This is a genomic window from Tenacibaculum profundi (assembly GCF_052050075.1).
Taxonomy (GTDB): Bacteria; Bacteroidota; Bacteroidia; order Flavobacteriales; family Flavobacteriaceae; genus Polaribacter.
This window is the reverse complement of sequence record NZ_CP197225.1, coordinates 2,412,378-2,438,962: the sequence shown is the minus strand read 5'-3', so window position 1 is coordinate 2,438,962 and position 26,585 is coordinate 2,412,378. Positions and strand designations below refer to the sequence as shown.

23 protein-coding genes are annotated in these 26,585 nt (G+C 30.8%); 17 read left to right on the top strand and 6 right to left on the bottom strand.

The annotated features are described in order from the left end of the window. Nucleotides 1–104 precede the first annotated feature (104 nt). The 3 genes from ACSIGE_RS09910 to ACSIGE_RS09900 all read left to right on the top strand — a co-directional run bounded on the left by ACSIGE_RS09910 (nt 105) and on the right by ACSIGE_RS09900 (nt 4,544). Nucleotides 105–950: an MBL fold metallo-hydrolase gene (locus ACSIGE_RS09910; protein ID WP_440879718.1), complete on the top strand. Its 846-nt coding sequence runs from the start codon at nt 105–107 to the stop codon at nt 948–950. A 10-nt stretch (nt 951–960) separates the two neighbouring features. Then, a complete protein-coding gene (locus ACSIGE_RS09905) occupies nt 961–2,595 on the top strand; it encodes a S8 family serine peptidase (RefSeq protein WP_440879717.1) in 1,635 nt (544 codons plus the stop codon). 98 nt (nt 2,596–2,693) lie between these two features. Continuing rightward, nucleotides 2,694–4,544 (top strand): M1 family metallopeptidase, encoded by a 1,851-nt coding sequence (locus ACSIGE_RS09900; protein WP_440879716.1) that lies wholly within the window; start codon nt 2,694–2,696, stop codon nt 4,542–4,544. Nucleotides 4,545–4,601: 57 nt separating this feature from the next. On the opposite strand, the gene ACSIGE_RS09895 is transcribed toward ACSIGE_RS09900, so the two are convergent. Beyond that, nucleotides 4,602–5,438, bottom strand: a complete 837-nt coding sequence (locus tag ACSIGE_RS09895; RefSeq protein WP_440879715.1) for an AraC family transcriptional regulator — start codon at nt 5,436–5,438, stop codon at nt 4,602–4,604. Between the two features lie 95 nt (nt 5,439–5,533). Between ACSIGE_RS09895 and ACSIGE_RS09890 the strand changes: the two genes are divergently transcribed. Then, nucleotides 5,534–6,094 (top strand): YceI family protein, encoded by a 561-nt coding sequence (locus ACSIGE_RS09890; RefSeq protein WP_440879714.1) that lies wholly within the window; start codon nt 5,534–5,536, stop codon nt 6,092–6,094. 128 nt (nt 6,095–6,222) lie between these two features. After that, complete coding sequence (locus ACSIGE_RS09885; protein WP_440879713.1) at nt 6,223–7,914, top strand: glutamine--tRNA ligase/YqeY domain fusion protein; 1,692 nt, start codon at nt 6,223–6,225, stop codon at nt 7,912–7,914. A 27-nt stretch (nt 7,915–7,941) separates the two neighbouring features. Here the strand turns inward: ACSIGE_RS09885 and ACSIGE_RS09880 are convergent, their stop codons facing one another. After that, the gene (locus tag ACSIGE_RS09880; RefSeq protein WP_440879712.1) at nt 7,942–9,537 is read right to left on the bottom strand and encodes an Ig-like domain-containing protein; all 1,596 of its coding nucleotides are present in this window, start codon (nt 9,535–9,537) and stop codon (nt 7,942–7,944) included. A gap of 54 nt (nt 9,538–9,591) precedes the next feature. Further along, nucleotides 9,592–10,284 carry a ComF family protein gene (locus ACSIGE_RS09875; protein ID WP_440879711.1) on the bottom strand — a complete coding sequence of 231 codons (693 nt, stop codon included), beginning with the start codon at nt 10,282–10,284 and terminating at the stop codon, nt 9,592–9,594. A gap of 46 nt (nt 10,285–10,330) precedes the next feature. On the opposite strand from ACSIGE_RS09875, the gene ACSIGE_RS09870 reads away from it, so the two are divergent. The 5 genes from ACSIGE_RS09870 (at nt 10,331) to ACSIGE_RS09850 (ending at nt 14,572) form a co-directional block, all read left to right on the top strand. Next, nucleotides 10,331–10,891 (top strand): class I SAM-dependent methyltransferase, encoded by a 561-nt coding sequence (locus ACSIGE_RS09870; RefSeq protein WP_440879710.1) that lies wholly within the window; start codon nt 10,331–10,333, stop codon nt 10,889–10,891. Between the two features lie 49 nt (nt 10,892–10,940). After that, nucleotides 10,941–11,435 carry a hypothetical protein gene (locus ACSIGE_RS09865; protein ID WP_440879709.1) on the top strand — a complete coding sequence of 165 codons (495 nt, stop codon included), beginning with the start codon at nt 10,941–10,943 and terminating at the stop codon, nt 11,433–11,435. Between the two features lie 295 nt (nt 11,436–11,730). Next, on the top strand, nt 11,731–12,609 hold the full coding sequence (locus ACSIGE_RS09860) for a hypothetical protein (RefSeq protein ID WP_440879708.1): 879 nt from the start codon (nt 11,731–11,733) through the stop codon (nt 12,607–12,609). Nucleotides 12,610–12,715: 106 nt separating this feature from the next. Beyond that, nucleotides 12,716–14,257 carry a glycine--tRNA ligase gene (locus ACSIGE_RS09855; RefSeq protein WP_440879707.1) on the top strand — a complete coding sequence of 514 codons (1,542 nt, stop codon included), beginning with the start codon at nt 12,716–12,718 and terminating at the stop codon, nt 14,255–14,257. A 93-nt stretch (nt 14,258–14,350) separates the two neighbouring features. Further along, nucleotides 14,351–14,572, top strand: a complete 222-nt coding sequence (locus ACSIGE_RS09850) for a hypothetical protein (protein WP_440879706.1) — start codon at nt 14,351–14,353, stop codon at nt 14,570–14,572. Nucleotides 14,573–14,614: 42 nt separating this feature from the next. Here ACSIGE_RS09850 and ACSIGE_RS09845 read toward each other — a convergent pair whose 3' ends face one another. Both ACSIGE_RS09845 and ACSIGE_RS09840 read right to left on the bottom strand, forming a co-directional pair. After that, nucleotides 14,615–16,162, bottom strand: coding sequence for a G-D-S-L family lipolytic protein (locus tag ACSIGE_RS09845; RefSeq protein WP_440879705.1), 1,548 nt, complete (start codon nt 16,160–16,162; stop codon nt 14,615–14,617). 11 nt (nt 16,163–16,173) lie between these two features. Then, nucleotides 16,174–18,930 carry a TonB-dependent receptor gene (locus ACSIGE_RS09840; protein ID WP_440879704.1) on the bottom strand — a complete coding sequence of 919 codons (2,757 nt, stop codon included), beginning with the start codon at nt 18,928–18,930 and terminating at the stop codon, nt 16,174–16,176. Between the two features lie 211 nt (nt 18,931–19,141). On the opposite strand from ACSIGE_RS09840, the gene ACSIGE_RS09835 reads away from it, so the two are divergent. The 3 genes from ACSIGE_RS09835 (at nt 19,142) to serS (ending at nt 21,805) form a co-directional block, all read left to right on the top strand. Beyond that, the gene (locus ACSIGE_RS09835) at nt 19,142–20,080 is read left to right on the top strand and encodes a bifunctional riboflavin kinase/FAD synthetase (protein WP_440879703.1); all 939 of its coding nucleotides are present in this window, start codon (nt 19,142–19,144) and stop codon (nt 20,078–20,080) included. 158 nt (nt 20,081–20,238) lie between these two features. After that, a complete protein-coding gene (locus tag ACSIGE_RS09830) occupies nt 20,239–20,466 on the top strand; it encodes a helix-turn-helix domain-containing protein (protein ID WP_440879702.1) in 228 nt (75 codons plus the stop codon). A 64-nt stretch (nt 20,467–20,530) separates the two neighbouring features. Next, the gene (gene serS, locus ACSIGE_RS09825; protein ID WP_440879701.1) at nt 20,531–21,805 is read left to right on the top strand and encodes a serine--tRNA ligase; all 1,275 of its coding nucleotides are present in this window, start codon (nt 20,531–20,533) and stop codon (nt 21,803–21,805) included. A gap of 53 nt (nt 21,806–21,858) precedes the next feature. Here serS and ACSIGE_RS09820 read toward each other — a convergent pair whose 3' ends face one another. Then, nucleotides 21,859–22,002, bottom strand: coding sequence for a hypothetical protein (locus ACSIGE_RS09820; RefSeq protein WP_440879700.1), 144 nt, complete (start codon nt 22,000–22,002; stop codon nt 21,859–21,861). 206 nt (nt 22,003–22,208) lie between these two features. Here ACSIGE_RS09820 and ACSIGE_RS09815 point away from each other — a divergent pair, with 206 nt between their 5' ends. The 4 genes from ACSIGE_RS09815 to mgtE all read left to right on the top strand — a co-directional run bounded on the left by ACSIGE_RS09815 (nt 22,209) and on the right by mgtE (nt 26,546). Then, nucleotides 22,209–23,984: a tetratricopeptide repeat protein gene (locus tag ACSIGE_RS09815; RefSeq protein WP_440879699.1), complete on the top strand. Its 1,776-nt coding sequence runs from the start codon at nt 22,209–22,211 to the stop codon at nt 23,982–23,984. 64 nt (nt 23,985–24,048) lie between these two features. Continuing rightward, complete coding sequence (locus tag ACSIGE_RS09810) at nt 24,049–24,378, top strand: DUF4286 family protein (protein WP_440879698.1); 330 nt, start codon at nt 24,049–24,051, stop codon at nt 24,376–24,378. A gap of 25 nt (nt 24,379–24,403) precedes the next feature. After that, complete coding sequence (rsmA, locus tag ACSIGE_RS09805; protein ID WP_440879697.1) at nt 24,404–25,216, top strand: 16S rRNA (adenine(1518)-N(6)/adenine(1519)-N(6))-dimethyltransferase RsmA; 813 nt, start codon at nt 24,404–24,406, stop codon at nt 25,214–25,216. Further along, on the top strand, nt 25,197–26,546 hold the full coding sequence (gene mgtE / locus ACSIGE_RS09800; RefSeq protein WP_440879696.1) for a magnesium transporter: 1,350 nt from the start codon (nt 25,197–25,199) through the stop codon (nt 26,544–26,546). The genes rsmA and mgtE overlap by 20 nt, the downstream gene beginning before the upstream one ends. Nucleotides 26,547–26,585 lie beyond the last annotated feature (39 nt).

The following is a 26,585-nucleotide window of genomic DNA, read 5'->3' as shown; positions in this document are numbered from 1 at the left end:
TAATAATTTAAAATTATTAGGTTTTTTTAAAATTATTCTTTTACAGACTACTCTTTTATTTTTCAGTAACGATAAATTAATTAAAATTACGCATCTTTGTAGTTATGCATATATATCCTATTGAAACAGGCAACTTTAAATTAGATGGAGGTGCTATGTTTGGAGTCGTTCCAAAATCAATTTGGGAAAAAACGAATCCAGCAGACGAAAAAAACATGATTGAAATGAGCATGCGTTGCTTATTAATCGAAGACGGAAATCGTTTAATTTTAATTGATACAGGACTTGGTAATAAACAGTCTGATAAGTTTTTTGGCTACTACTACTTATTCGGTAATTTTTCACTAGACTCCTCCCTTGCTAAACATGGTTTTCATCGCGACGACATCACTGATGTATTTCTAACACACTTACACTTTGATCATTGCGGAGGTGTTATTCAATGGAATGATAATAGATCAGGGTATATACCTGCATTTAAAAACGCTAAAGTTTGGAGTAATGATAGACATTGGCAATGGGCAATTAAACCAAATTTTCGCGAAAAAGCTTCTTTTTTAAAGGAAAACATAATACCTATTGAAGAAAACGGACAACTAAACTTTATCCATCGTAATGCTAAAGATCAAATAGGGTTTGATGTTATCTTTGTAGATGGTCATACAGAAAAACAAATGTTACCAAAAATCAGTTACAAAGGAAAAACCATTGTTTTTATGGCTGATTTACTTCCTACAGTAGGTCATATCCCGCTACCATATGTAATGGGGTATGATACAAGGCCGTTACTCACAATAAAAGAAAAACAAGTTTTTTTAAATGAAGCTGCCGATAATAATTTCTATTTATTTCTCGAACATGATGCTAATAACGAAATATGTACAGTCCAGCATACTGAAAAAGGTGTTCGTTTAAAAGAAAGTTTTAAATTTACAGACATTTTTAATTAAGATAAGAATTATGAGAATTTTGAAGCCCGTATTTTTTTCGGCTATGACTACCGCAATTTTGACAAGTTGTTCTTCTATAAGTAAAATTCCTGTACCTGCAGGAAATAACAATTCAGTAATTATTGCTCACAAAAAATCACCTTTAACAGAATATCAAAAAAATAACTGGCAACACTTAGACCTAGCTAAAGATACGATTCCAGGAATGAGTGTTATCAAAGCTCACGAGTTTTTAAAAAATAAGATAGGAACTGAAATTGTTGTTGGAGTAGTAGATAGTGGAACAGACTTAAAACATGAAGATTTAAAAGATGTTGCTTGGATTAATAAAAATGAAATTGCTAATAACGGTATTGACGATGATAAAAATGGTTATATCGATGATATAAATGGGTGGAATTTCCTAGGAAAATCTTACACAGAACATCTTGAGTATGAACGGATTTTAATGAATCCTGCTATTGCAGATAAAGAAACTTTAGATGAAGTAAAGGCCTTTCAAGAAAAAAAGGTTGATGAGGCTCAAAGAACAAAGGCCACTTATGGAAACTACGTATTTGGATGCCTTGAATCAAAAAAAATACTGGAAGAACACTTTGGTAAAAATGACTATACTGCTGATGATATCAAAAAAATAAAAGATCCATCTCCAGAATTAAAAAAAGCAGTGGATTTTGCATCAGGTATGTTTAATTATTTCTCTTCGCTAAATGAAGCAAAAGAATACTTTGAAAAAGAACTAAAAAAAGCAGATAAAACTATAAATGGAGATAATCTAAAAAAAGATTATCGTAAAGTTGTAGGGGATAATGCTTACGACATTAATGACAAACCTGGTTATGGAGATGCTAATACTGGTCATTCTGAAAAAGACGAAGCTCATGGATCACATGTTTCTGGAATCATCGGAGCAACAAGAGATAATAACATAGGAATTAATGGTGTTGCTAAAAATATTAAAATAATGGCTGTAAGAACAGTTTCTGATGGCGATGAATATGACAAGGATGTTGCACTAGGTATCCGATATGCTGTAGATAATGGAGCCAAAGTAATTAATACAAGCTTCGGCAAAGGATTTTCTCCAAATAAAGAATGGGTTTATGACGCAATTAAATATGCAGCGAAAAAAGATGTTTTAATTGTAAATGCAGCAGGAAATGATGGAAAAAATATTGATATTGAAAAAACATTTCCAAATGATGCTCCTGATTTAAAAAACGAAATTTCTGATAATTTTATCACTGTGGGGGCTATGAGTGTAAAGTATAACGAAAACTTACCAGCCTCTTTCTCTAATTATGGTAAAATAAATGTAGATGTATTTGCTCCTGGAGTAGAAATTTATTCTACTACTCCCGAAAATGAATATAAAAAGTTTAGTGGCACCTCTATGGCTGCTCCGAATACGGCAGGTGTTGCGGCATTAATTCGTTCTTACTACCCTCAATTAACAGCGAGTCAAGTAAAGCATATTTTAATGAACTCTGGAACTAAAATTAATATGAAAGTTTTAAAACCTGGATCACAAGGGCCATCTTCTTCTGCAAATGATTTGGTTAACTTTTCTGATTTATCTGTTTCTGGACGTATTGTAAATGCCTATAATGCCTTAATAATGGCAGACAGCATGTTGAAAAAATAAAATAACTCATTTAATTTGAGTATCTTTGAAAAGAGCATTTAGTTTAATTAAATGCTCTTTTTATGTAAAGAAATAAAATATAACTAAAATTTATCCGCTTGAAAAAACTAATATTAATAACCTTGTCTCTTTTTTCACTTACCAATATATCTATATCTGCGCAGGAGAAAACTAATAATACAAGACAAGAACAATCTAAAAAAAATAATAGTTATTGGCAACAGCATGTTAATTATAACATGGAAATTGACATGGATGTTAAAAAATACCAATATAAAGGAAAACAACATTTAACATATACTAATAACTCGCCTGACACTTTAAAAAAAGTCTTTTATCACTTATACCTAAACGCCTTTCAACCAGGATCTCAAATGGATATTCGCTCAAGAAACATTCAAGATCCAGATAGCAGAGTGAGTGATCGAATTAGTAAATTAACCTCATCTGAAATAGGGTTTATAAAGGTGAAAAGCTTAAAACAAAACGGAATTAATCTTACTTTTAAAACAGTAGGAACTATTCTAGAAGTTCCTTTAATTACACCTATTAAACCTGGTGAAAGTGTTGCATTTAATATGATATTTGATGCTCAAATTCCTAAACAAATCAGAAGGTCTGGAAGAAATAACAAAGAAGGTGTAGCCTTGTCAATGACTCAGTGGTATCCTAAAATGGCTGAATATGACTTCGAAGGATGGCATACACCCCCATATATTGGTCGGGAATTTCATGGGGTTTGGGGTAACTTTGACGTTACCATTCACATTGACAAAAACTACACTGTTGCTAGTACTGGATACTTACAAAATCCAAAAGAAGTAGGACACGGGTACAACAAAGGAAACCCTATAATTAAGGAGAATAAAAACAAAAAGATTACTTGGCGATTTAAGGCACCCAATGTTCACGATTTTACATGGGCTGCTGATCCAGAATATATTCATGACATATATGAAATGAAAAAAGGAATTTCTCTACATTTCTTTTACAAAAAAAACTTAAGCAAAGAATACATCAAAAATTGGAAAAAGCTACAAAGTAAAACTGCTGATTTAATGAATTACTTTAGTAAAAATATTGGTCATTACCCTTACAAACAATACTCCGTTATCCAAGGTGGTGATGGAGGTATGGAATATGCCATGTGTACACTAATCACAGGTAAGCGAAATTTCGATAGTCTTTTTGGAGTTACTGCACATGAATTAGCGCATACTTGGTTTCAATTTTTATTAGCCACAAATGAAACAAAACACCCGTGGATGGATGAAGGTTTTACGACGTATATTTCAAATAAAGCTGAAAATGACATACTAAATAAAAGAAGAAAAAATCCAAATTTAGGATCTTACAAAAGCTATATGAATGTTGTATATGGAAATATGGAAGAGCCTTTAACTACTCACGCTGATAGGTATCATACAAATACAGCATATGGAGTTGGGAGCTATTCTAAAGGGAGTATTTTTCTCTGTCAACTAGAGTACATCATTGGTATAGAAAATGTAAAAAAAACATTAAAAAGATATTTTAATGACTTTTCATTTAAACACCCTACACCTAATGATTTAAAAAGAACTGCCGAAAAAGTTTCTGACATACACTTAGACTGGTATATAAATGAATGGACGCAAACAACACACACTATAGATTACGGTGTAAAAGAAATAAACGAAAAAGAAATTACTTTAGAGCGTATAGGTAAAATGCCAATGCCTATTGATCTTGAAATCACTTATATGGATAACTCTAAAGAAACCTTTAATATCCCTTTAAGAATGATGAGAGGGAACAAACCTACAGAAGCAATCATTTTAGAGGACTGGACATTTGCACACCCTACATATTCTTTTACAACAACAAAAAAAGTAAAAACTGTAGAAATTGACCCATCCAAACTCATGGCTGACATCAACATGAATAACAATCGTTTATCTGTAAAATAAAACGGTGCTTTTTTGCACAGACTGACTAAGGCTTTTATATAAGGTTTTAGTCAGCTTTTATTTCAACAAGGTTTTTTGTAATTCAGAAGGACTATATCCTGACATTTTTTTAACAAAAAGGCTAAAATTTGACAGCGAATCAAAATTAAACTTATAGCAAATCTCTTTTATATTAAGACTATTAAATATGAGCTCTCTTTGTATCTCAAGAATTAAAGCGTTATGAATAAATTTTAGCGGAGTAACTCCATAAGCCTCTTTAACCAAATCTGTTAATTTCCTTGTTGAAATATGTAACATGGATGCGTACTCTTTTACAGAATACTGATTAAAATATTCATCTACCAATTTTGTATATTTCAACAGTGTTTTATCAACTACCTTATTTCCAACACATTCATCTACCAAATTAAGCTCTAATTCATAAATAATTAATGCCAACAAATGACTCATTCTTTCCCTTATAAACGCGGTTTCAGATTTTTTTAAATCAGCCAATATTTTTATAAATTGAACAATTTTGGTTGTTAAGTCTTCATTATTTTCAAATATAATAGAAGTGTTACTGTAGTACTGCAAAATAGATAAAGAATTTTTTAACTCTCTAGGTATAGATGCATCATCAAATTGAATAAGGTAGCCATCAGCTTCTTTGTCTCGTTTCAAAAGATGTATCTGTCTTGGCTTAACCATATAACAGGCATAATTTTTGATTTCAATAGTCTTAAAATCAATAAGCTGAGTCCCTCCTCCCTTGACAAAAAAAAGCACTTCAAAATATTTATGTCTATGTACTCTTTGAAAATCATATGGATTGTCATGTGATATTCTCTCTATATTGACAATTGCTGAATGTTTAAATCCATGAACTGGAATATCTTTATTTACACACATATTAAGATCAAAATTATAAGCCTTTAAATGTTTTTAATAACCTAACTATCAATTGTTTATTTATTTTTGCAAATAAATAGAAATTTATTAAAATAATGAAAAAAAATTTATTATCATTTTTAACATTTTTAATTGTAAACTTTTGCTTCTCGCAAACTAGTTGGAACGCAGATTTAGCGCATTCTTCAATCGTTTTTTCAGTATCTCATTTTAAAATTTCAGAAGTTGTTGGTAACTTTAATAAATTTGATATCGCTACTAAAACACAAAATGATTTTAAAAATCCTGTTTTTGAAGTGACAATAGATGCCTCCTCAATTGATACAAATCAGAAAGGTAGAGATAATCATTTAAAATCTTCAGACTTTTTTGATGTTACCAAGTTTCCTAACATAAAATTCACTAGTAATAAATTCGAAAAATTAAACGATGATGAGTTCTCTTTAACAGGAGAAATAATACTGAAAGGTATTTCCAAAGAGATCACTTTCAAAGGTAAAATAAATGGAATAATTTCTGACTCTAAAGGTAAACAAAAAGCTGGTCTTTCTCTTAAAACTGTTATTAAAAGAGAAATATTTAAGATAGGCTCAAAAATGTCTCCTATAGGAGATGATGTAAATGTTACGATCAACCTGCAATTACATCAGCAGTAATTTTAAAAGAAATATTTTTAACTTGAATAAGCAAAAAAGACAAAGTTACACTTTGTCTTTTTTGCTTATTCAAGCACGCTATTTCAACTGAATATTTTTGTTTAATTTTGCACATCAATTTCAAGAGAATGTCAGAAGAAAAAAAATCGTTAAACTTTATTGAACAAATAATCGAGGAAGATTTGGCTAATGGAATGCCTAGAGAAAGCTTGCGCTTTCGATTTCCTCCCGAACCCAATGGTTATTTACATATTGGACATACAAAAGCGATTGGTATTAGCTTCGGATTAGGAAAGTATTATAATGCACCTGTTAACCTTCGTTTTGATGATACAAACCCCGCAAAAGAAGAACAAGAATATGTTGACGCTATTAAAAGAGATGTTTCTTGGTTAGGCTATCAATGGGCTAATGAATGTTATTCGTCTGATTATTTCCAGCAACTATATGATTGGGCTATTCAATTAATCAAAGAAGGTAAGGCTTATGTTGACTCTCAATCTTCAGAAAAAATGGCTCTTCAAAAAGGAACTCCCACAACACATGGAATAGATAGTCCTTTTAGAAATCGAGCTGTTGAAGAAAATCTTGACCTTTTTACTAAAATGAAAGAAGGTCAATTTAATGAAGGAACTCATGTTTTACGTGCAAAAATAGACATGAAATCTCCAAATATGTTAATGCGTGATCCCATTATGTATCGTGTTTTAAAAAAGACACATCATAGAACTGGTAACGATTGGGTAATTTATCCAATGTATGACTGGACTCACGGTGAAAGCGATTATATTGAACAGATTTCTCATTCATTATGTTCTCTTGAGTTTAAACCTCACAGAGAACTCTATAATTGGTTTAGAGATAATGTATATGGCTATGGTAAATTAAACTACCCTTTAGCTCCAAAACAACGAGAATTCTCTCGTTTAAACTTGAGTTATACTGTTATGAGTAAGCGAAAGTTAATGAAGCTCGTTGAACAAGGCGTTGTCTCTGGATGGGATGATCCTAGGATGCCCACAATTTCAGGGTTGAGAAGAAGAGGATATACTCCAACAGCAATCAATAGTTTTGTTGAAACTGTAGGTGTTTCAAAAAGAGAAAATGTTATTGATGTAGCCTTGTTAGAATTTAAGATTCGGGAAGACTTAAATAAAACAGCTAATAGAGTAATGGGGGTGTTAAACCCTGTTAAATTGATAATCACCAATTATCCTGAAGGCAAAGAAGAAATATTAATTGCAAAGAACAATCCAGAAGACAACAATACCGATACCAGAGAAGTTCCTTTTTCAAAAGAACTATATATTGAACGAGAAGACTTCAAAGAAGAAGCAAATAAAAAATATTTTCGTTTAACACTTGGTAAAGAAGTTCGTTTAAAAAATGCATATATCATCAAAGGTAAAAATTGTATTAAAGATGAAAACGGAAATATTACAGAAATTCATTGTACATATGATCCTTTAAGTAAATCTGGCAGTGGAACGGAAGAAAGCAAGCGTAAAGTTAAAGGAACACTTCATTGGGTATCTATAAAGCATTCTATAAAAGCTGAAGTTAGAATTTATGATCGCCTATTCTCTGATGAAGCTCCAGACAATCATAAAGAAAAAGATTTCATGGAATTTTTAAACCCAAATTCTTTAAAAGTAATTCATGCTTATGTTGAACCCAGTCTAAAAAACTCTAATATAGGAGATTCCTTCCAGTTTCAAAGGCTTGGATATTTCAATATTGATAATGATTCAGCTCCAAATAACCTTGTATTTAATAAAACTGTTGGTTTGAGGGACACTTGGAATAAATCAAATAATTAAAAAAAGCTGTTTAAAAGACAGCTTTTTTTAATTAATCTCTAATATTTCACTTTGAACCCAATTTGCTCTAAGTTTAAACTCTTGAGGCATATATATAACCTTTTCTGGTTGAACTCTTTTTAAATAATCTCCTGTATCCCACAAACCGTTATCATTTTTATCTATAATAACCCTTATGGTATACTCATCAGGTTCAAGTGACATGAATTTAATTTCTTTAGATAGCCTCACTTTCTTTTCAAGAAAGACTTTATTCTTTCTAAGTAACTGAAGAATTAGGCTTTTTTGCGACTTGTTTCTCACATCTAAAACAATACTCCCATAATCTTCAACATCTTTAGTATTAAACTGGTAATTAAGTGTATCATTTTTGACCTCATATAGATCATTTATTGCATTTGGTAGCAGCTTTAAACTGTAACCCCAGTTATCTTTTGATTTAAAAAGTACGGCTAATTTATTAATATCTATTTTCTTCAAATTAAAAGGAATTTGAACAGTATCTTTATCAGTTAAGTGTATTTTTGTAGAATCTATGCTTTTTATAGGATTGTTAGTCTCTAAAAAAAATGTATCTCTTGGATGTAATATAGATGAAATATTGGATGTAATTTTCAACGAATCTATTTTTTTCTTTCTCAAGCGAACCGTTACTGTATCAATTACTTCATCTTTTTTTACTAAAAAATTTAAAGAATCTACCTCTAAAGGAGTATGCCAGTATAACAAGGTATCTTTTTCTTTTTCATACTTATAGAACCCTTTATAAGAAGGGATAGTTTTAGATAACAACTCAATTTCAACTCCTTTTCTTTCTCCTTCAAAACCAAACTGAATCTTTCCTTTAAAAAGCTCTTTTGCCCTTTTTAGTTTGAATGGCTTCTTTTCTTTGAATAAGCGTAACTTCTCTATAACAATACTATCTTTTGGTAAAGTAAGTGTATCATTCAAAAAACCGATTTCATCTGTTTTAGGGTTGTATAAATAATCATTAGTAGTCTCTTTTAAAGCTATCATAAAATACTTCCCTTCTTTTATATTACTAAAATTAAAATTAGTAGAATCCAAAGTACTAGTAACATACTCAGGTTTAGATTTATATATTATTGAATCGTTAAGTAAATCGCTTAATTTATATAATAAAACACTAATATTTTTTTCTTTTTCTTTATTGTATGAGTGTGTAACTTCTCCTTTAATATTTAAAGAATCTATAGATTTTCCTGTTGAAAATACATATTTGAAACTTTCTAGTTTATTACCCTCATTATTGTCTTGAATTGCATTACCAAAATTAAAAGTATAAGTGGTATTAGATTTTAACGTATCTAATATTTTAATAGTAAAATGCTTGCTTGGCGTGCCCTGTGGATTGATAACTAAGGGAGTTTTTAATGGAGGTGAAACTATTAATTGTTTCATAAGATCTTTTAAAACAACATATTCATTAAAGTATATTTTCACCGATTTTTTGTCGAAATTAATTGTTTTATAAGGAGGATTAGCAGTCACCATAATTGGAGCTTCTTCATCTTTAGGGCCTCCTTCTGGCCTTCCTTTTCTAGCACAACTGAAAAATAACATAGCCATAAAAAACACTACTATTTTTGATATTATCTTCACAAGACAAGTATTTTGAATAAGTATCAAAAGTAGTAAAATAACACTAACTAAAAATTATCCTTTCTCTGTATATGCAATAGTACATATGCTTATTTTGATATTTTTAACTTTCAATAACTCTTCACTACAAGATATTAATGTCCCTCCTGTTGTAATTACATCGTCTAATAATAAAACATGCTTGTTTTCCAAACATTCAATATTGGGAATATAAAATTTACGATCTGAATTAGAAAACCTTTCAAACCTTCGTTTTCCAGTCTGTGTTTTACTTTTTGCTTCCCTTTCAATCACTCCACTCATAAATGGAATATCCAAATGAATGCTTAAAACCTTTCCAAGATAATCAACTTGATTATAGCCTCTTATTTTCAATTTACTTTTATGCAATGGAACAGGAACGATAACATCTATTTTAGTAAATAATTGTAATTTAGTTATTTCATAACATATTCTTCTTCCAAGAAATTCACCTATATTCTCCTGATTTTTGTATTTTAACCCGTGAATTAATTTTTGAGTGATTCCATTTTTAGTGAAATACATAAACGAATAAATGTCCTCTATGGGTATTTTTCCATAAAAAATGCTTTTTAACATTTTTTTAGTTATATCGTTGAAGACTATAACAGGTATATCATTTAAGCAAATAGTGCATAAATGATTTTCCTTTTCTAAAAGTCTTGAATAACAATTGATACATAAATCAGGAAAAAAAATAGAGAGAAGGTCTTTTATTAATTTCATTTTACATCAGCTCTTTTTTAGCAATTTATTAAAAAACAATCAATTAGTGACCAAAACAATCTCTTTTTTCAAGGAAGCTGTAAAAAGCTATAAAACATCTGGAACATTAATTCCCAGCTCTCGCTTCTTAACAAATAAAATGCTCGATAAAATTGATTTCTCAAAATCTCAAATAATAATAGAACTTGGACCTGGGAATGGCGCTATTACGAAAAGTATTTTAGAAAAGTTAAACCCTAAATCTAGACTTATTTGCTTTGAAATAAATGACACCTTTTATAGAATGTTAAAAGAATTTAAAAATCCGCAACTTATCGTACTCAACAAGTCTGCTGAGAATATTATTCAAGAATTAGATAAATTAGGTTTTAATGAAGTTGATGTAATCATCTCAAGTCTTCCCCTTACCATTATCCCTAAAAAAACATCCAACAACATACTCAATAACAGCTACATTTGCCTAAAGAAAAACGGATTATTTATTCAATACCAATACTCTCTATCATATCTTAGAAAATTAAAAAAAGTTTTTGGGAAAAATATTATTTTAGGTTTCGAAACTTTAAATTTTCCTCCTGCATTTATCTATAAGTGCATAAAAAAATAGTTTTTTAGTGAATATCTTCTTAAATTTGAGACTTATAATTCCCCTTACAATGATTTTCAAAAAACTAAAAAACAAAGGGTTAATAGTATTTCTGCTATCACTTGTAACTTTTATTGGTCTTCTTGCGTATCAAAATTCAAGGGACTTTAATATTTTAAAAGCAACGTTCGAAAACGAAAAACAGCAACTTGAAGAAGCCCTAAAAGGAGCAATAAATCAATCCCAAAACTTTTCATCTGAAAATCATAATTTTTCAGTAAAAATGAAGGATCAACTTGAAATAATAAAATCACTACAAGACACTATTCTTACTCTAAAGGCTTCAAGAAATAACCTTATAAAACGTTGCAAAAATTTAGCCTGCGAAAAAACAAATAAACCTCAAGCTAACAACAAGCTAACAACAGAAAATAAAAGCATCAAAACTAAAACCATTAAAAGCAATAACTTATATAACTTTTCAAAGAAAAAAATCACCCCTTCAATATATGATGCTTCAAGTACTAATTTTGATAGAACACGAAAAAAAAGGGAAGAAAATTAAGTATAGTCCATCAATAATATTTTTAAATTAAAATTTCTAAAAGAAGTTTCTTGTAAAGCTATTAGTATTACGTTGTAATCAATTTATATTTTATACTCATAGAACTTTAAATAAAAGATATGAGACAACGTAAAGAACATCAAAAAGAAAAAACAATACGAAAACATAATACTGTAGAACTATAAACGTTAAAAACTTTAATTTACACACAGGTTTATTTTTTTAAAACTTTAAAATCATTAACCTTAATGCAATACGAATATATTTATAGCAACCTTCTTAACACTTTATAAAAATGAAATCAAATACTAAAAAAAACACTTTACTTGTCGTCCTATTATTTATTATACTCTTTTTGTCATTATATAGCTTGAAAACATCAAGTGAAATCAAAGAGCTTCAGAGTGTTTTTAAACAAGAAAAAAAGGACTTAAAAAATGCATTAGATGAGATGATTAATGATTATACTGAAGTTGTAGTAGTGAAAAAAGGACTTTCAAAAAGATTAAGAATAGAAGTTCAAAAAATGAAAAACTTAAGAGACTCTATTTCTAAAATTGAGATGAATAATTATAACTTAATTAGAAAATATAGAAGTAAAATTACAAGTCTAGAAAGAGAAAACAGAAGACTCTTTATAAAAATTGACTCACTAAACTCAGCAAATAAAGATTTAGCTGAGAAAAATATTTTGACTAACGAAATATTAACTCAAAAAGAAACTACAAATACAGAACTAGTTGAAGAAAATAAAAAACTCGAGGCTAAAGTTGCCATAGCCTCAAAAATTGAAATTAGTCCTGTAAAAATAGTTGCCATGAAAGAACGAAGTAGTGGAAAACTAACAAGTACCTCAAGATCAAGTAGAACAGATGCATTCAAAATAAACTTTGACTTGCTTGATAATGAGGTAACTACAGCTGGAAATAAAAAAGTTTATATCCAAATTATTGATGATAAAAAAAATGTGATTACTCCAAAAGGTAAAACCAACCTAAACAACGGTACAAAAATATTATATAGCGATTCTTTGGTTGTAAATTACAACAATAGTAGATTGAGTTTAGTTTCCCTTATCTTAGTTAACCGTGATGATATATTCAAAGGTAAATATACCGTAAGTACCTTTATCGATGGAAACTATTCGGGTAACTCCTCAATTGATCTAAAATAGATTGAAAATAATTTACATTGCATAACACAAAAAAGTGAAGCCTAAAAAACTTCACTTTTTTTTATGTAATTAACAATAGTTTAAAAGCTTCTTTTATTTTTGCAAGATGGCAAAACAAGATGATTTATTTAAAAAAGTAATTTCGCACGCAAAAGAATACGGTTATATCTTTCAATCTTCTGAAATTTATGATGGTTTAAGTGCTGTATATGACTATGCTCAAAACGGAGCTGAGCTTAAGAAAAATATAAGAGACTATTGGTGGAAAGCAATGGTCCAGATGCATGAAAATATTGTTGGCATTGATGCTTCTATTTTGATGCACCCAACTACTTGGAAAGCTTCTGGCCACGTTGATGCTTTTAATGATCCTCTTATTGATAATAAGGACAGTAAAAAAAGATACCGTGCCGATGTTTTAGTTGAAGATTACTGTGCAAAAATTGAGGTAAAAATTGAAAAAGAAATAAAAAAAGCACAAAAGCGTTTCGGCGATACTTTCAGTAAAGATGAATTCGTAACTACGAACCCCCGTGTTCTTGGTTATCAAGAAAAAATTAATACAATCTTAAGTAGACTGGGCAAATCTCTAGAAAATGAAGATTTAGCTGATGTCAAATTATTGATTGAAGAACTTGAAATTGCTGACCCTTTAACAGGTAGTAAAAACTGGACAGATGTTAAACAGTTTAACTTAATGTTCGGTACTCAATTAGGTGCTTCTGCAGATAGCTCTATGCAGGTATATTTGCGTCCTGAAACTGCACAAGGTATTTTTGTGAACTTTTTAAATGTTCAAAAAACAGGGCGTATGAAGATTCCTTTTGGAATTGCACAAACAGGTAAAGCTTTTAGAAATGAAATTGTAGCTCGTCAGTTCATTTTTAGAATGAGGGAATTTGAACAAATGGAAATGCAATTCTTTGTAAAGCCAGGAACTCAAAAAAAATGGTATGAAACATGGAAAGAAACACGCTTGAAATGGCATTTATCTTTAGGCATGGGAAAAGACAATTATCGTTTTCATGATCATGAAAAACTAGCTCATTACGCAGATGCTGCAGCCGATATTGAGTTTAAATTTCCATTTGGTTTTAAAGAGCTAGAAGGAATTCACTCAAGAACCGATTTTGATTTAAAAGCTCATGAAGAATATTCTGGAAAAAAGATGCAGTATTTTGATCATGAAGAAAATAAAAACTACGTACCATATGTGGTTGAAACTTCTATTGGTTTGGACAGAATGTTCTTAGCTGTTTTTGCTAATTCTTTAAAAGAAGAAAAACTCGATAATAATACCACTAGAGTAGTTCTAAAACTACCCTCTGTTTTAGCTCCTATAAAAGCAGCTATTCTACCATTAGTTAAAAAAGATGGTTTACCAGAAATTGCTCGTAAAATTTTAGATGAGTTAAAATGGGACTTTAGTACTACCTATGATGAAAAAGACGCTGTAGGCCGTCGATATCGTCGTCAGGATGCCATAGGAACACCTTTTTGTATTACTGTAGATCATGAAACCATTGACAACAATACTGTTACTATTCGACACAGAGATTCTATGGAACAAAATAGAGTAAAAATAACAGATTTAAAAACTATTATTAAAAAAGAAATTGATATAAAATCATGGCTGCAAAAAATGTAAGGAAAATATAAAAATACATTAAACACCTATCTTTAACCAGATAGGTGTTTAATTTTAAAAGTTATTTTTACTATAATCTAAGAGAAATCAAAAATGAAATTGATAAAAATATTATTCTTGCTATTTATTTTATGGATGGCTACGGGCACAATTTTATTAAACTTAGCACACCCAAAAGCTCAAATCGTTATGGGGTTAGGTGTCCTATACATGGCCTTTATATTAATGCCAATTTTTATTTATCATCGGTATAAAGATGGAAAATATAAAAAATACATTATCAATTCTGATAAAGAAAAAGAAGTTGAAAATTAAATTTTCAACTTCTTTTTCTTTATAATTATAAAATCGCCTAAGTTAGGGTAATAACGTAGGTGAGTAATTTGTTGGAAAGTCTTCTGCTTTTGCTAAAGTGTTTGTTGCATCAGTGAAATTTGATTCATACTTGGCGTCTATTGCTTTTAAAATCGTATTAGCCATAAAAGCATACCCTCTTGCTGTCAAATGAATTCCATCTAACCCCACTAAACCACCAGAAACTAAACTTGTGTTCATGGTGAATTCATCAAAAGCAACTCCGCTTTTTGAAGCTTGCTCCAAAGTCGCTTTAATGTCCGCAAGAGCTAAATCTTTTGTTTGTGCAATATTTCTTATTGACGTGTTATACGAATCAGTTGCTGTAATTACTTTAGACTTTTCATCTGCTGTTAAAACCCATCTATCTTCTAAAGGTTCTGAAACTCCATATACCTTCGTAGGGTTACCCACTACAGCTGTGCCAATAATAGGCTTTGCTGGTAACACTATTAAATCATCAGCAGTAGTTTGTCTGTAATTTAGTAATGCTGGATTAATTGCAGTTAAATCAGTTAAACTTTCATCTAAAATAACTACTGGATTGCCGTCGCCTTCAGTAAAACTAATGGTACGTTTCGCTATTTCAGTATCAGCCATTTCTTGCGTCATTGATGCATTAGCTACCAAATACGAAAACGCTTGTTGTATACCTGCATTGTACGCTTCAAATCCTTGATTTGCTAGTTCTGCAGTAGCCGCATCTAGAGGCACTGGATTATAAGGAATGGTTGTAAAATAAGGCAATGACGTTACATAAGGAATGGTCGTTAACACTCCTTTAGCTCCTCCAGAAGTTAAAGCATCCACTATTAAAGAATAGGTTTGTGCAAAAGTATCTGGATCCGTTATATCTTTCGCTCCATATGTATTAACATCTGAATTTCCTGTTTGATCTTCTCCTATTCCTCCTTCCATTGCGTAATCAAGAACATCATTCCCTCCTACTTCTGAAAGAGTGAAAAATGTAGGTTCTTTTGCTACTACCTCATCTATAACTGAAGACGTAGCAGTAGGTCCCATTCTTACAAAATAAGGATTTGCTGTATTTGTCGCCAAACCTGCCGGATTTCCATAACCAGATGCTAAAAGGTGAAAACTTTTTGATCCTGGAATTCCATAATTATGAAAATCAGGAGCCCCTGTTGCTGGCACTCCAACTTGTGTGGTTGGTATTTTATCTAGCCTTGCTGGTCCTGCACCATTAAAATAAAATCTTGGTTCTTGTACTACAGTAGTACCACTTATTAAACCTCCGATATTATCAGACATTAATGGTTGATTGAAAGCACCACCATTAGCCATTGCAAATTTACCTGCCAGAATATTTGGAAAAGAATTTTCTTGCCCCTTGATAAATAAAGCTCCATCAGTAAAACCAGCAGTAAATGAGCCACCAACAGCAATATATTTTGAAAAATCTAAGTTTGCTACCTGTAAAGCAACTTTCTCTGCCTCTTCAGGTCCTTTAATTTCGGGTAATTCATTGTTCACGTCACAGGAATTCAGTAAAACCCCTAAACTTAAAACCCAACCTATATGTTTTCTCATTGTTAAATTTTTTAATTGTTAATAGTCCAAGAGATGAAATATTGCGATCCTATTGCACCAACTCCAGGCGCACTTAAATACTCTTTTCCTGTTAAATTTGTACCTCCTACTTTAAATACTGATTTAATCGATGGAACAGCATAATTTATCTGAGCATCTAAAACAGTTCTTTCGTCAACAATTCCTTCAAGGAAAGTAGACTCCCAATAAAATTCATTCTGCCAACGTCCGCTAATATTGAATCCGAAATTTTCAAACAAATTAGGATGTCCGAACTGAACTTTTACCTTATGCTCAGGTGTATTAAACCCTGCCTCAAAATCTGGATCCATAGATTTATCAAAATCAAATTTAGACCAGGTATAATTTAAACTTGCATTGAATCCATTGAATACTTTTGTTGATAACCCTAAGCCTACACCATAAGAGCTTACGTCAGCCACAGAATTTGTTTTTACACTAAATGCTGCTGATTGATTTTCTAAAGCACCTATTAATTCAGATTGATTATTTACATTTACGTTATTCGGATCTAACAATACTAAAATATCTTTAGTTGCAATAAACTTATCATAGATATTATAATAAGCACTTAAGTCAACTGACAACTTATTCTTTCCTGTCGGAATTTCTCCACGATATCCAACTTCATAAGCTCTCACCTGTTCTGGAGTAACCAACTCTGTAGTAACTAATTCTGGAGTCCCATTTTCTAAAGACCTAGTAGAGTAACCTCTTTCAACAGCATCTCTTGCTGTTACGTCAAATCCACCTACTGTTTTCACAAACCTATCTAAATTATCTTCTACGGTACCAATTAAGAAGCCAGCGCCAGTGTCTAGACCGATATACTGATCTTGAGTTGTTGGGTTTCTAAATGCTGTTTGAAAAGAAATTCTAAAGTTATGATTTCTTGTATCTCCTGCCGCATAAGCAAAGGAAATTCTTGGAGAAAAATTACCATCAAAATTTTGTGATTTATCATAACGAAGAGAACCTGTAAACTTCAAGCGATCATCAATCATCTTCTTTTGAATTTGTGAGTAGACACCGAATTCTTCAAAAGTAATTGGCCCATCATAATCTGTATAAATTGTACCTGATGAATTTAAGTTAAATTGACGATAAGACCCACCAAATTGAACCTCTGCCCAATCAATATAATCTCTTAAATTTAAATTTGCGTCGACATGATAATAGTTGGTATTGTCTTTAAGTTTTGCTCCTGTAGCAACATCGGGATCTGAGATCACTTCATTAAAAAATCTATTAAACTCTGGCGAGCCAGGTAAAGCTCTTCCAGAATCAGCCTGTGTTCTTGCTAATTGATGAATTTCAGCCTGTGATAAGTTTCCTGGGTTTCCACCTAAAGCAACGTTTGCAAATGTACCGATATAATCTCCAAACCAGTCTTCATTTGATTTCCATCTTTTATTAACATTAATTGCTGCAAAACGAGTATCATAAGAGTCTCCTGCATCTTCTCCTGCATAGTACCCTCTTACGAAAAAGTTTTTACCATTTACTTCAAGTTTATGTTGCTGCATGAAGAAATTTCTTAAACTATATCGATTTAATCCTTGATAAATAGTATTACCTGTTCCAAACTTAGAATTCCAAATAATTTCTACACGATCGTTACCTAAAGGTCTATAGTGTAAAGCTCCGTTAAACTTTATACTCTTTGCACTATAATCAATTAAATCTGACTCATTATATCCAGTTCTACTAACCCTTTCATTAGGAATAATACCTTGACCTCCAGAAGCTGTTCTAAGATTAGTTGCAACTTCATCTCCATAAACGTTAACTCCATCATAAGCTATATCAGAATTTAGATTTCCAATTTCTCTGAAACCTGGTTTATAAGTTCTACCTACGCCATTAGTATTTCTATAATCAACAGCATTCCATTCTTCTCCAGTAAAATGACTAAAACTTACCTTAGCAGCGAATTTATCATCAAAAACGTGTGCCATTCTTACTCCTACATCATAAAAACCATTATCACCAGCGGCCTCTTGACTTGTTACACCTGCTTTAAGACCAACACTAATCCCTTGGTCATCAAACGGGTTTCTACTCTGCATTAACATAATACCATTAAATGCGTTAGCTCCATAAAGAGCAGATGCCGCTCCTGGTAAAACTTCTACACTTTTAACATCAAGCTCTGACATTCCTAGAAGATTTCCTACGGCAAAATTTAAAGCTGGAGATGAATTGTCCATTCCATCAACTAGTTGAATAAATCTTTCATTTCCAAAAGTAGCAAACCCTCTTGTATTTACTGTTTTAAAGGTTAAACCTCCAGAGTTAATATCTACTCCTTTCAAATTTTCAATTGCATCGTAATAAGAAGCTGAAGCTGTATTTTTTATAGCTCTAGAATCAAATCTTTCAATTGTTACAGGAGATTCCATAACACGTTCAGGTGTTCTTGATGCTGAAACCACAACCTCACTTAAATAAGTTGCATTTTCAGATAAGCTTAGTTCAACTACTTGATTATTTTTTGTTATTTCAACCTTTTTAGTTTGATAACCTATCAAGGAAACTTCAAGAGTAAAAGGTGGTGTATCCGTAACAGTTAATGTAAATTTTCCATCAAAATCAGTGGTTGTACCCACGGCTTTTCTCGAAACTTTGATATTAGCTCCTGGAAGTGGTCCTCCCAGTGATTCGTCATTCACAGTACCTGTAATCGTTGTTTGTGAAAACAACAAATTACTGCACAATGCAAATACAACGAGTAATAATCTATTCATCATAATAATTGTATAAATTAATTTGTTAACTAAACGCAAAATACAATTTTTTTTTATTTCATAATTAACTGAGTGAAATTTTATTAGATAACTAATGTAGGATCTATTTTTTATCAATCATAAAATCCTAACTTACAATGAAGGTCCTTAAAATACATTTTCAATTTATGATATACAAATTGTACCTTTGTAAAAACACATAAACCACAAATTGAAAGTAAAGCACTCCATTTTTGATTTTAATTCTTCTCAAAAGACATATGTTACTATTGGCACTTTTGATGGAGTACACATTGGACATCAAAAAATTATCAAAAAATTAATTAAAAACGCCAAAGCGAATAATAAAGAGTCTGTTGTACTCACTTTCTTCCCTCACCCTAGAATGGTTCTTCAAAAAGATCTTAAAATCCAATTAATAAACACCATTACAGAAAGAATAGATCAATTAGAGCGCTTGGGCTTGGATCATTTAATAATTCACCCTTTTGACAAAGATTTTTCACGACTAACAGCATTCGATTTTGTAAGAGACGTTTTAGTAAACAAATTAGATATTGACAAGTTAATTATTGGCTATGACCATCACTTTGGAAAAAATAGAGAAGGAAATATTGAACAATTAACAGAATACTCATATTTGTATGACTTTAAAGTTGAAGAAATACCAGCACAAGATATTGATAATGTTTCCATAAGCTCAACAAAAATTAGAAAGGCCCTCCTAAGCGGTCATTTGAAAACAGCTAATAATTACCTAGGATACAATTTTTCTATAAAGGGAATCGTTGTTAAAGGAAAGCAACTAGGAAACACCATAGGTTACCCGACAGCAAACCTAAACGTAAAGGAAAGCTATAAACTTATTCCTAAAGAAGGAGCATATGTTATTAAGTCAGTAATAGAAAATAAATTGAAATTTGGAATGATGAATATCGGTATGAGACCAACTGTTGGTGGTAATGATAGGACTATTGAAGTTCATTTTTTTGATTTTAATAAAAACATCTATAATCAAACGATAAAAGTTGAATTACTTTATTTTTTAAGAAATGAACAAAAATTTGTATCTTTAAATGAATTAAAAAAACAATTAAATCAAGATGAAAAAGACTCCAAACGCTTTTTAAAAAGTTACGCCAACTTCTAACCTCAAAAATTATTAAATATTTCCCCCCTTATTTTCTAACTTATAGAGTTAACTTATGACGCAACTAAGGACAAAAATAGTTCTTTTTTAAGTCATGTATAATGACAAGTGTGTCATTATGTAATTCATATGTTTTTAAGATTTTGTGTCAAAAAAGAATGATACTGTCAAAAGAGGAGGTTATATTAAAAAAGATCGCCCTTTGTGTTAAAAATCTTCGAGATGAGTATAACGTAACTTTGAGTGAATTTTATATTGATACGGGAATACATTTAGCAAGAATAGAACAAGGGAAAACAAATATTACCATTTCTACACTTCAAAAAATATGCGATTATTTTAACATTACCTTATCTACCTTCTTTATGATGATAGAGGAAATATAGTATTATCAAAGCGTTGCTTTAATCTGATACATACTTTATATTTGCGTTTCTTAAAAAAGTAAAAATGTTACAAATTCAGTTTATTAGAGAAAACAAACAAGCTGTTTTAAATGGACTTGCAAAACGAAATTTTGCAGATGCCGAGACGGTTATTGATGAAGTGTTAAATACAGATGAAACTAGAAGAGCAACTCAAGTTTCATTAGACAATGTGTTAGCTGAATCTAATAAACTGTCCAAAGAAATTGGATCTTTATACAAATCTGGTGAAATTCAAAAGGCAAATCTAATTAAAGAGAAAACAAGTCGGTTAAAAGAGCAATCAAAAGAACTTACAGAAAAATTAAATATCGCTACTGAAAACCTTCAAAAAACGCTATATCAAATCCCTAATGTACCTCACTCGTCTGTTGTAAAAGGTAAAAATGAAGAAGATAATGAAGAAATATATAGAGAAGGCATCATTCCTGAACTTGGTAATAGTTCATTACCCCATTGGGAACTTGCTAAAAAATATGATATTATTGATTTTGATTTGGGCGCCAAGGTAACTGGAGCAGGTTTTCCAATATATAAAGGTAAAGGAGCCAAACTACAACGAGCCCTAATTTCATATTTTTTAGATAAAAATACAGCTGCTGGATATAATGAAGTACAAGTACCACACTTGATTAACGAAGCTTCTGGTTTAGGGACAGGCCAACTTCCCGATAAAGAAGGACAAATGTATCATATTCCATTAGATGATCTATACTTGATACCAACTGCAGAAGTACCAATAACGAATATGCTAAGAGGTGATTTGTTACAAGAGTCTGATTTACCGAAATCTTACACTGGTTATACCCCCTGTTTCAGAAGAGAAGCAGGAAGCTATGGTGCTCATGTAAGAGGATTAAATAGATTACATCAATTTGATAAAGTAGAGATTGTTAGGGTTGAACATCCAGAAAACTCATACAAAGCTCTCGATGATATGGTCGAACACATTAAGAATATTTTAAGAGAACTAAAATTACCTTATAGAATTCTTCGTTTATGCGGAGGTGATACTGGATTCACTTCTGCCTTGACATTTGATTTTGAACTGTATTCTACAGCTCAAGAACGTTGGCTTGAAATTAGTTCTGCTTCAAATTTTGAAACCTATCAAGCCAATAGATTAAAGTTACGTTTCAAGAATAAAGATGGGAAAAGCCAGTTGGCTCACACCCTTAATGGTAGTTCTTTAGCTTTACCGAGAGTTTTAGCAGGAATTCTAGAAAACTATCAAACCAAAGATGGAATAAAAATTCCTGAAGTATTAGTTCCCTATTGTGGATTTGAAATTATCAATTAAATAAAAAAAGAATAGATAAGATAAAAAGTAAGTTTCTGCAGAAACTTACTTTTTTAATTGGCCATTACTGCAATCATTAACCTCTTATACTTATTCATTTCTAAAAGAGCATCAAAATATTGAGAAACTTCTCCTTTTGCCATAGATCTGTTTGCTCTTCTTTTTGCCGATTCATATTGTTGTGAAAAAGTCTTCATTTGCTAATTATTTAGTTATTTATAACCTCTTTTCAAAGTCCATGCCAAAAAAATATAACAAAACAAATAAGTCTATTTGACATTTCTCTATAATTACAAGGTTTATTAATAAATATGCTTAAAACAGAAGTAAATCTTTGATAATAGGTCTTTTTTTTAGAATTTTGTATGACTATCGTGTTTCGGTATGCACAAATCTTATTTTGATGAAAAAAAATATAGTAATCATTTTTTCCCTTTTTATAACTTTTTTTTCTTTTGCTCAAAAGAACAATTTTATAATTGCTGAAAACTATTTCAGAAACAGTGAATATAAAAAGGCTATTCAGCTTTATCAAGAGCTCTATGAAAATAGTCCATATAACACCACCTACCTTAAAAGACTAATCAGTTGTTATCAAGAAACCAATCAATTTCATCAAGCTGAAAATATACTTTTAAAAAAAATCGATAAGTTTCCAAAACAAATTTATCTTTTAGTAATTCTAGGACATAATTTTGAAAAACAACAACTTAAAAACAAAGCGAATGAACAATACCAAAAAGCACTAAGAACCATTAAAGATAATATTGGCTATGGAAGTCTCACTGCAAATCTTTTTAAAGAATATAATCAATTAGATTCTGCCATTGAAGTATACAATATAATAATGGAACAAAACCCAAAAGCTAATTTTGGGTTTCAATTAGCTCAAGTCTATGGAGAGAAAGGAAATTTTGAAAAAATGTTTGAATGTTATGTTGATTTGGTAGATAAAAATGAAAATTTTGTCAGTAGCGTAAAACGATATGCCAATAGATATATTACCGAAAATAATGAGAGTCATCATAATAAGTTATTTAAAAAAGCACTACTAAGAAAATCTGTCAGTAACCCTAAAAATATATGGAACAACCTACTAGCATGGTTATTTATCAAAGAGAAACAATATCCAAAAGCCCTTGTTCAATATAAAGCCTTGATTGCACGTAAAACTGAAAACCTTTCCAATATCAAGGAATTAGGTAAAATTGCTTATGATAATTTAGATTATCAAACTGCAAAGAATTGTTACAAAATTATCATTGAAAACACCAACTATGAGAAGGATAAATTTCATGGTATTTATATGAATTTACTTATTGATATCGCAAATAAAGAACAAAATTTAGAAGCTAAGTTTAAAGAGGTATTTGATCAATATGGCTTCAACAAAAAAACTATTTACATACAATTGACATATGCTGATTTTTTAACATTTCAGCGCAATGAACCCCAAAGGGCTATTTCTATTTTACAAAAAGCATTGAATTTATCCTTATCTAAATTTTCAAAAGCTTCTATTAAATTAAAACTAGGAGAAATTTTAGTATTTACAAGGAATTTTAACAAAGCTTTAATTTATTTTTCTCAGGTTCAAACAAAATTTAAAAACCATGAACTCGCTCAAAAAGCTCGATTTAAAGTAGCTCAGACCTCTTACTTTAAAAGTGATTTTAACTGGGCTAAAGCTCAACTTAAAGTACTGAAAGGGTCTGCCAGTCAACTTATAGCAAATGACGCCACTGAGCTTTTCTTAACAATTTCTGACAATCAGCCTTCAGATAGCATCCCTACAGGGCTAAAAGAATATGCCAAAGCAGAATTATTAGCGTTTCAGAATCAAGATAAAAATGCAATCACTCTATTATCAAAATTAATAACCAATTATAAAAATCAACCAATAGAAGATGAAGCTCTTTTCAAACAAGCACAAATTTTTGTAAAAAATAAAATGTTTAATAAAGCAATAGCTAACTTAGAAAAAGTTATCTCCATAAATAAAGAAGGTGTATTAGTGGATAACAGCCTATATGCTTTAGCGGAATTATATAATTCAAAATTAAATACTCCTAAAAAAGCCTCCGAATACTATCAAAAGATTATTTTTGACCATCCTTCGAGTATCTATTTAGTAGATGCAAGAAAAAAATTTAGAGAATTAAGGGGCGATAATATTTAATTAATGCATAGATTTTTACAGTTGTTAATGCTAAAATCTTTGCGTTTCAATTTTATTTTAACATATGCATATATATAATGTAACTGTAAACGTTGATGAAAGTATTCATGATGAATGGCTTGTTTGGATAGAAAAACACATTTCAGAAGTATTAGAAACAGGGCACTTTTTAAGTGCGAAAATGACTCAGGTTTTAGTTGAAGAAGAAATGGGGGGAGTTACTTATTCAATTCAGTACAGCGCTAAAACATACAAAGACATTAAAAATTACTATAAATTTAGTGCGGAAAAGCTAAGAGGTGATGGATTAAAAAAATTTGCTGATAAAATGCTTGCTTTCAGAACTGAATTAAAAGTTATCAAAGAATTTTATCCAATGAAAAAGAATAACTAAAAAGAACATATATCTTATTTAGATTATGAGCGTAAGAGCAAAAAAACATTTGGGGCAACATTTTTTAACAAATGATAACATTGCAAAAAAAATAGCTGATTCTTTAACGGATGAAGGCTACAATAATATACTTGAAATTGGACCAGGGATGGGGGTTCTTACAAAGTACCTTCTTGAAAAAAAGTCAAAAATCAAGGTTATGGAAATAGACTCAGAATCAGTCTATTACCTAAGAGATGTGTTTCCTATAGAACATATTAAACTAGATACCTCCTCTGAGAAATTTACCATCATAGAAGGTGATTTTTTAAAACAAAATTTAGCAACTCTTTTCTCTCATAGTCAAACAGCAATTATTGGTAATTTTCCTTATAATATATCTTCACAAATAGTATTTAAAGCTATTGAAAATAGATCATTAATTCCTGAATTTTCAGGAATGTTTCAAAAGGAAGTAGCCATGAGAATTGCAGAGAAAAAAGGAAGTAAAATTTATGGGATCTTATCTGTTCTAACACAAGCTTTTTATAATGTTGAATATTTATTTACAGTACCTCCAGATGTTTTCAATCCGCCCCCTAAAGTTAATTCTGGCGTAATCAGATTAACTAGAAAACCAAACTACTCACTTCCTGTAAATGAGGGTTTATTTTTTAGAGTTGTTAAAACTGCTTTTAACCAACGAAGAAAAATGCTTCGCTCGAGTTTAAAATCATTTAATCTCTCGGTTACTTTAAAAGAAGAACCTATATTTGCTATGCGTCCTGAACAGTTATCTGTACAGGAATTTGTTGATTTAACATCTAAAATAGCAAACGATGGCACTGGAGATCACTAAAGAACTTATTGAAAATGTAAAAGAGCTAATTATCAACAAAAAAGATATAGCTCTTAACGATTTTTTTTCAGAAACTCATCATGCTGATATAGCTGAAGTTTTAGATGAACTCTCTTTTAATGAAGCAATCTATATTATTCGCTTACTTGACTCTGAAACTACTGCCGATGTGCTAATGGAAATAGACGAAGATATTCGAGAAAAAATATTTGAGAGACTATCATCTAAAGAAATTGCTGAAGAAATTGAAGAACTTGATACAGACGACGCCGCTGATGTGATCGCTGAACTTCCAGAAGAAAGGAAACAAGAGGTTATTCAGAATATAGAAGATAAAGAACACGCCAAAGAAATTGTTGAGCTATTACGATATGACGAGGACACAGCTGGTGGACTTATGGCAAAAGAATTAGTAAAGGTAAATGAAAACTGGAACGTACTTACCTGCGTAAAAGAAATGCGTCAACAAGCAGAAGAAGTTACACGTGTACACTCAATTTATGTCGTTGACAACGAAGGTAAGTTAAAAGGTCGTTTATCTTTAAAAGACCTTCTTATGGCCTCTACTAGATCTAAAATTGCAGAGGTTTATATCCCTAAAGTAGATTTTGTTGATGTGCATGATAAGGCAGAAGAAGTTGCTAATGTAATGAGAAAATATGATTTGGAAGCTATCCCTGTTGTTGACGAAAGAGGTGTTTTGGTAGGTAGAATTACCATCGATGATATTGTTGATGTAATTAAAGAGGAAGCTGACAAAGATTATCAATTAGCTGCTGGTATTACACAAGACGTAGAAGCAGGAGACTCAATAGTTCAACTTACAAAAGCGCGCTTACCATGGTTATTTTTAGGATTAATAGGAGGAATGGGAGCTTTTTTGATTATGAAAAACTTTGAAAATTCATTTCAAGAAAACGCCTTTCTGTTTTTCTTTACTCCTCTGATTGCTGCTATGGCAGGTAATGTTGGTGTACAGTCGTCCGCTATTATAGTTCAAGGACTTGCAAATGACGATGTTAAAGGAAGCATTAAAAGTAGGTTAATTAAAGAAATGTTTTTAGCTTTACTTAATGGAGTTGTACTAACTATATTTTTATTCTTTTTCGTATTCGCTTATGAACAAGAATTTATAAAGGCTCTAGCTGTTTCTATTTCCCTAATTGTTGTTATTGTTGTTGCAGGGTTAATAGGTACTTTTATCCCTTTATTTCTAAATAAAAGAGGTATCGATCCAGCTATTGCAACAGGTCCATTTATTACCACCAGTAATGATATTTTTGGAATTTTAATTTACTTTTCCATAGCTAAATTAGTCCTAGGAATCTAAATAGGAATATTTAGTGAATTTTATGGATACCTTATCTAC

Coding starts and splice junctions, on each gene's coding strand:
- ACSIGE_RS09910 (WP_440879718.1), top strand. CDS start 105: ATGCATATATATCCTATTGAAACAGGCAACTTTAAATTAGATGGAGGT.
- ACSIGE_RS09905 (WP_440879717.1), top strand. CDS start 961: ATGAGAATTTTGAAGCCCGTATTTTTTTCGGCTATGACTACCGCAATT.
- ACSIGE_RS09895 (WP_440879715.1), bottom strand. CDS start 5,438: ATGTGTGTAAATAAAGATATTCCAGTTCATGGATTTAAACATTCAGCA.
- ACSIGE_RS09890 (WP_440879714.1), top strand. CDS start 5,534: ATGAAAAAAAATTTATTATCATTTTTAACATTTTTAATTGTAAACTTT.
- ACSIGE_RS09885 (WP_440879713.1), top strand. CDS start 6,223: ATGTCAGAAGAAAAAAAATCGTTAAACTTTATTGAACAAATAATCGAG.
- ACSIGE_RS09875 (WP_440879711.1), bottom strand. CDS start 10,284: ATGAAATTAATAAAAGACCTTCTCTCTATTTTTTTTCCTGATTTATGT.
- ACSIGE_RS09865 (WP_440879709.1), top strand. CDS start 10,941: ATGATTTTCAAAAAACTAAAAAACAAAGGGTTAATAGTATTTCTGCTA.
- ACSIGE_RS09860 (WP_440879708.1), top strand. CDS start 11,731: ATGAAATCAAATACTAAAAAAAACACTTTACTTGTCGTCCTATTATTT.
- ACSIGE_RS09855 (WP_440879707.1), top strand. CDS start 12,716: ATGGCAAAACAAGATGATTTATTTAAAAAAGTAATTTCGCACGCAAAA.
- ACSIGE_RS09850 (WP_440879706.1), top strand. CDS start 14,351: ATGAAATTGATAAAAATATTATTCTTGCTATTTATTTTATGGATGGCT.
- ACSIGE_RS09845 (WP_440879705.1), bottom strand. CDS start 16,162: ATGAGAAAACATATAGGTTGGGTTTTAAGTTTAGGGGTTTTACTGAAT.
- ACSIGE_RS09840 (WP_440879704.1), bottom strand. CDS start 18,930: ATGAATAGATTATTACTCGTTGTATTTGCATTGTGCAGTAATTTGTTG.
- ACSIGE_RS09830 (WP_440879702.1), top strand. CDS start 20,239: ATGATACTGTCAAAAGAGGAGGTTATATTAAAAAAGATCGCCCTTTGT.
- serS (WP_440879701.1), top strand. CDS start 20,531: ATGTTACAAATTCAGTTTATTAGAGAAAACAAACAAGCTGTTTTAAAT.
- ACSIGE_RS09820 (WP_440879700.1), bottom strand. CDS start 22,002: ATGAAGACTTTTTCACAACAATATGAATCGGCAAAAAGAAGAGCAAAC.
- ACSIGE_RS09815 (WP_440879699.1), top strand. CDS start 22,209: ATGAAAAAAAATATAGTAATCATTTTTTCCCTTTTTATAACTTTTTTT.
- ACSIGE_RS09810 (WP_440879698.1), top strand. CDS start 24,049: ATGCATATATATAATGTAACTGTAAACGTTGATGAAAGTATTCATGAT.
- rsmA (WP_440879697.1), top strand. CDS start 24,404: ATGAGCGTAAGAGCAAAAAAACATTTGGGGCAACATTTTTTAACAAAT.
- mgtE (WP_440879696.1), top strand. CDS start 25,197: ATGGCACTGGAGATCACTAAAGAACTTATTGAAAATGTAAAAGAGCTA.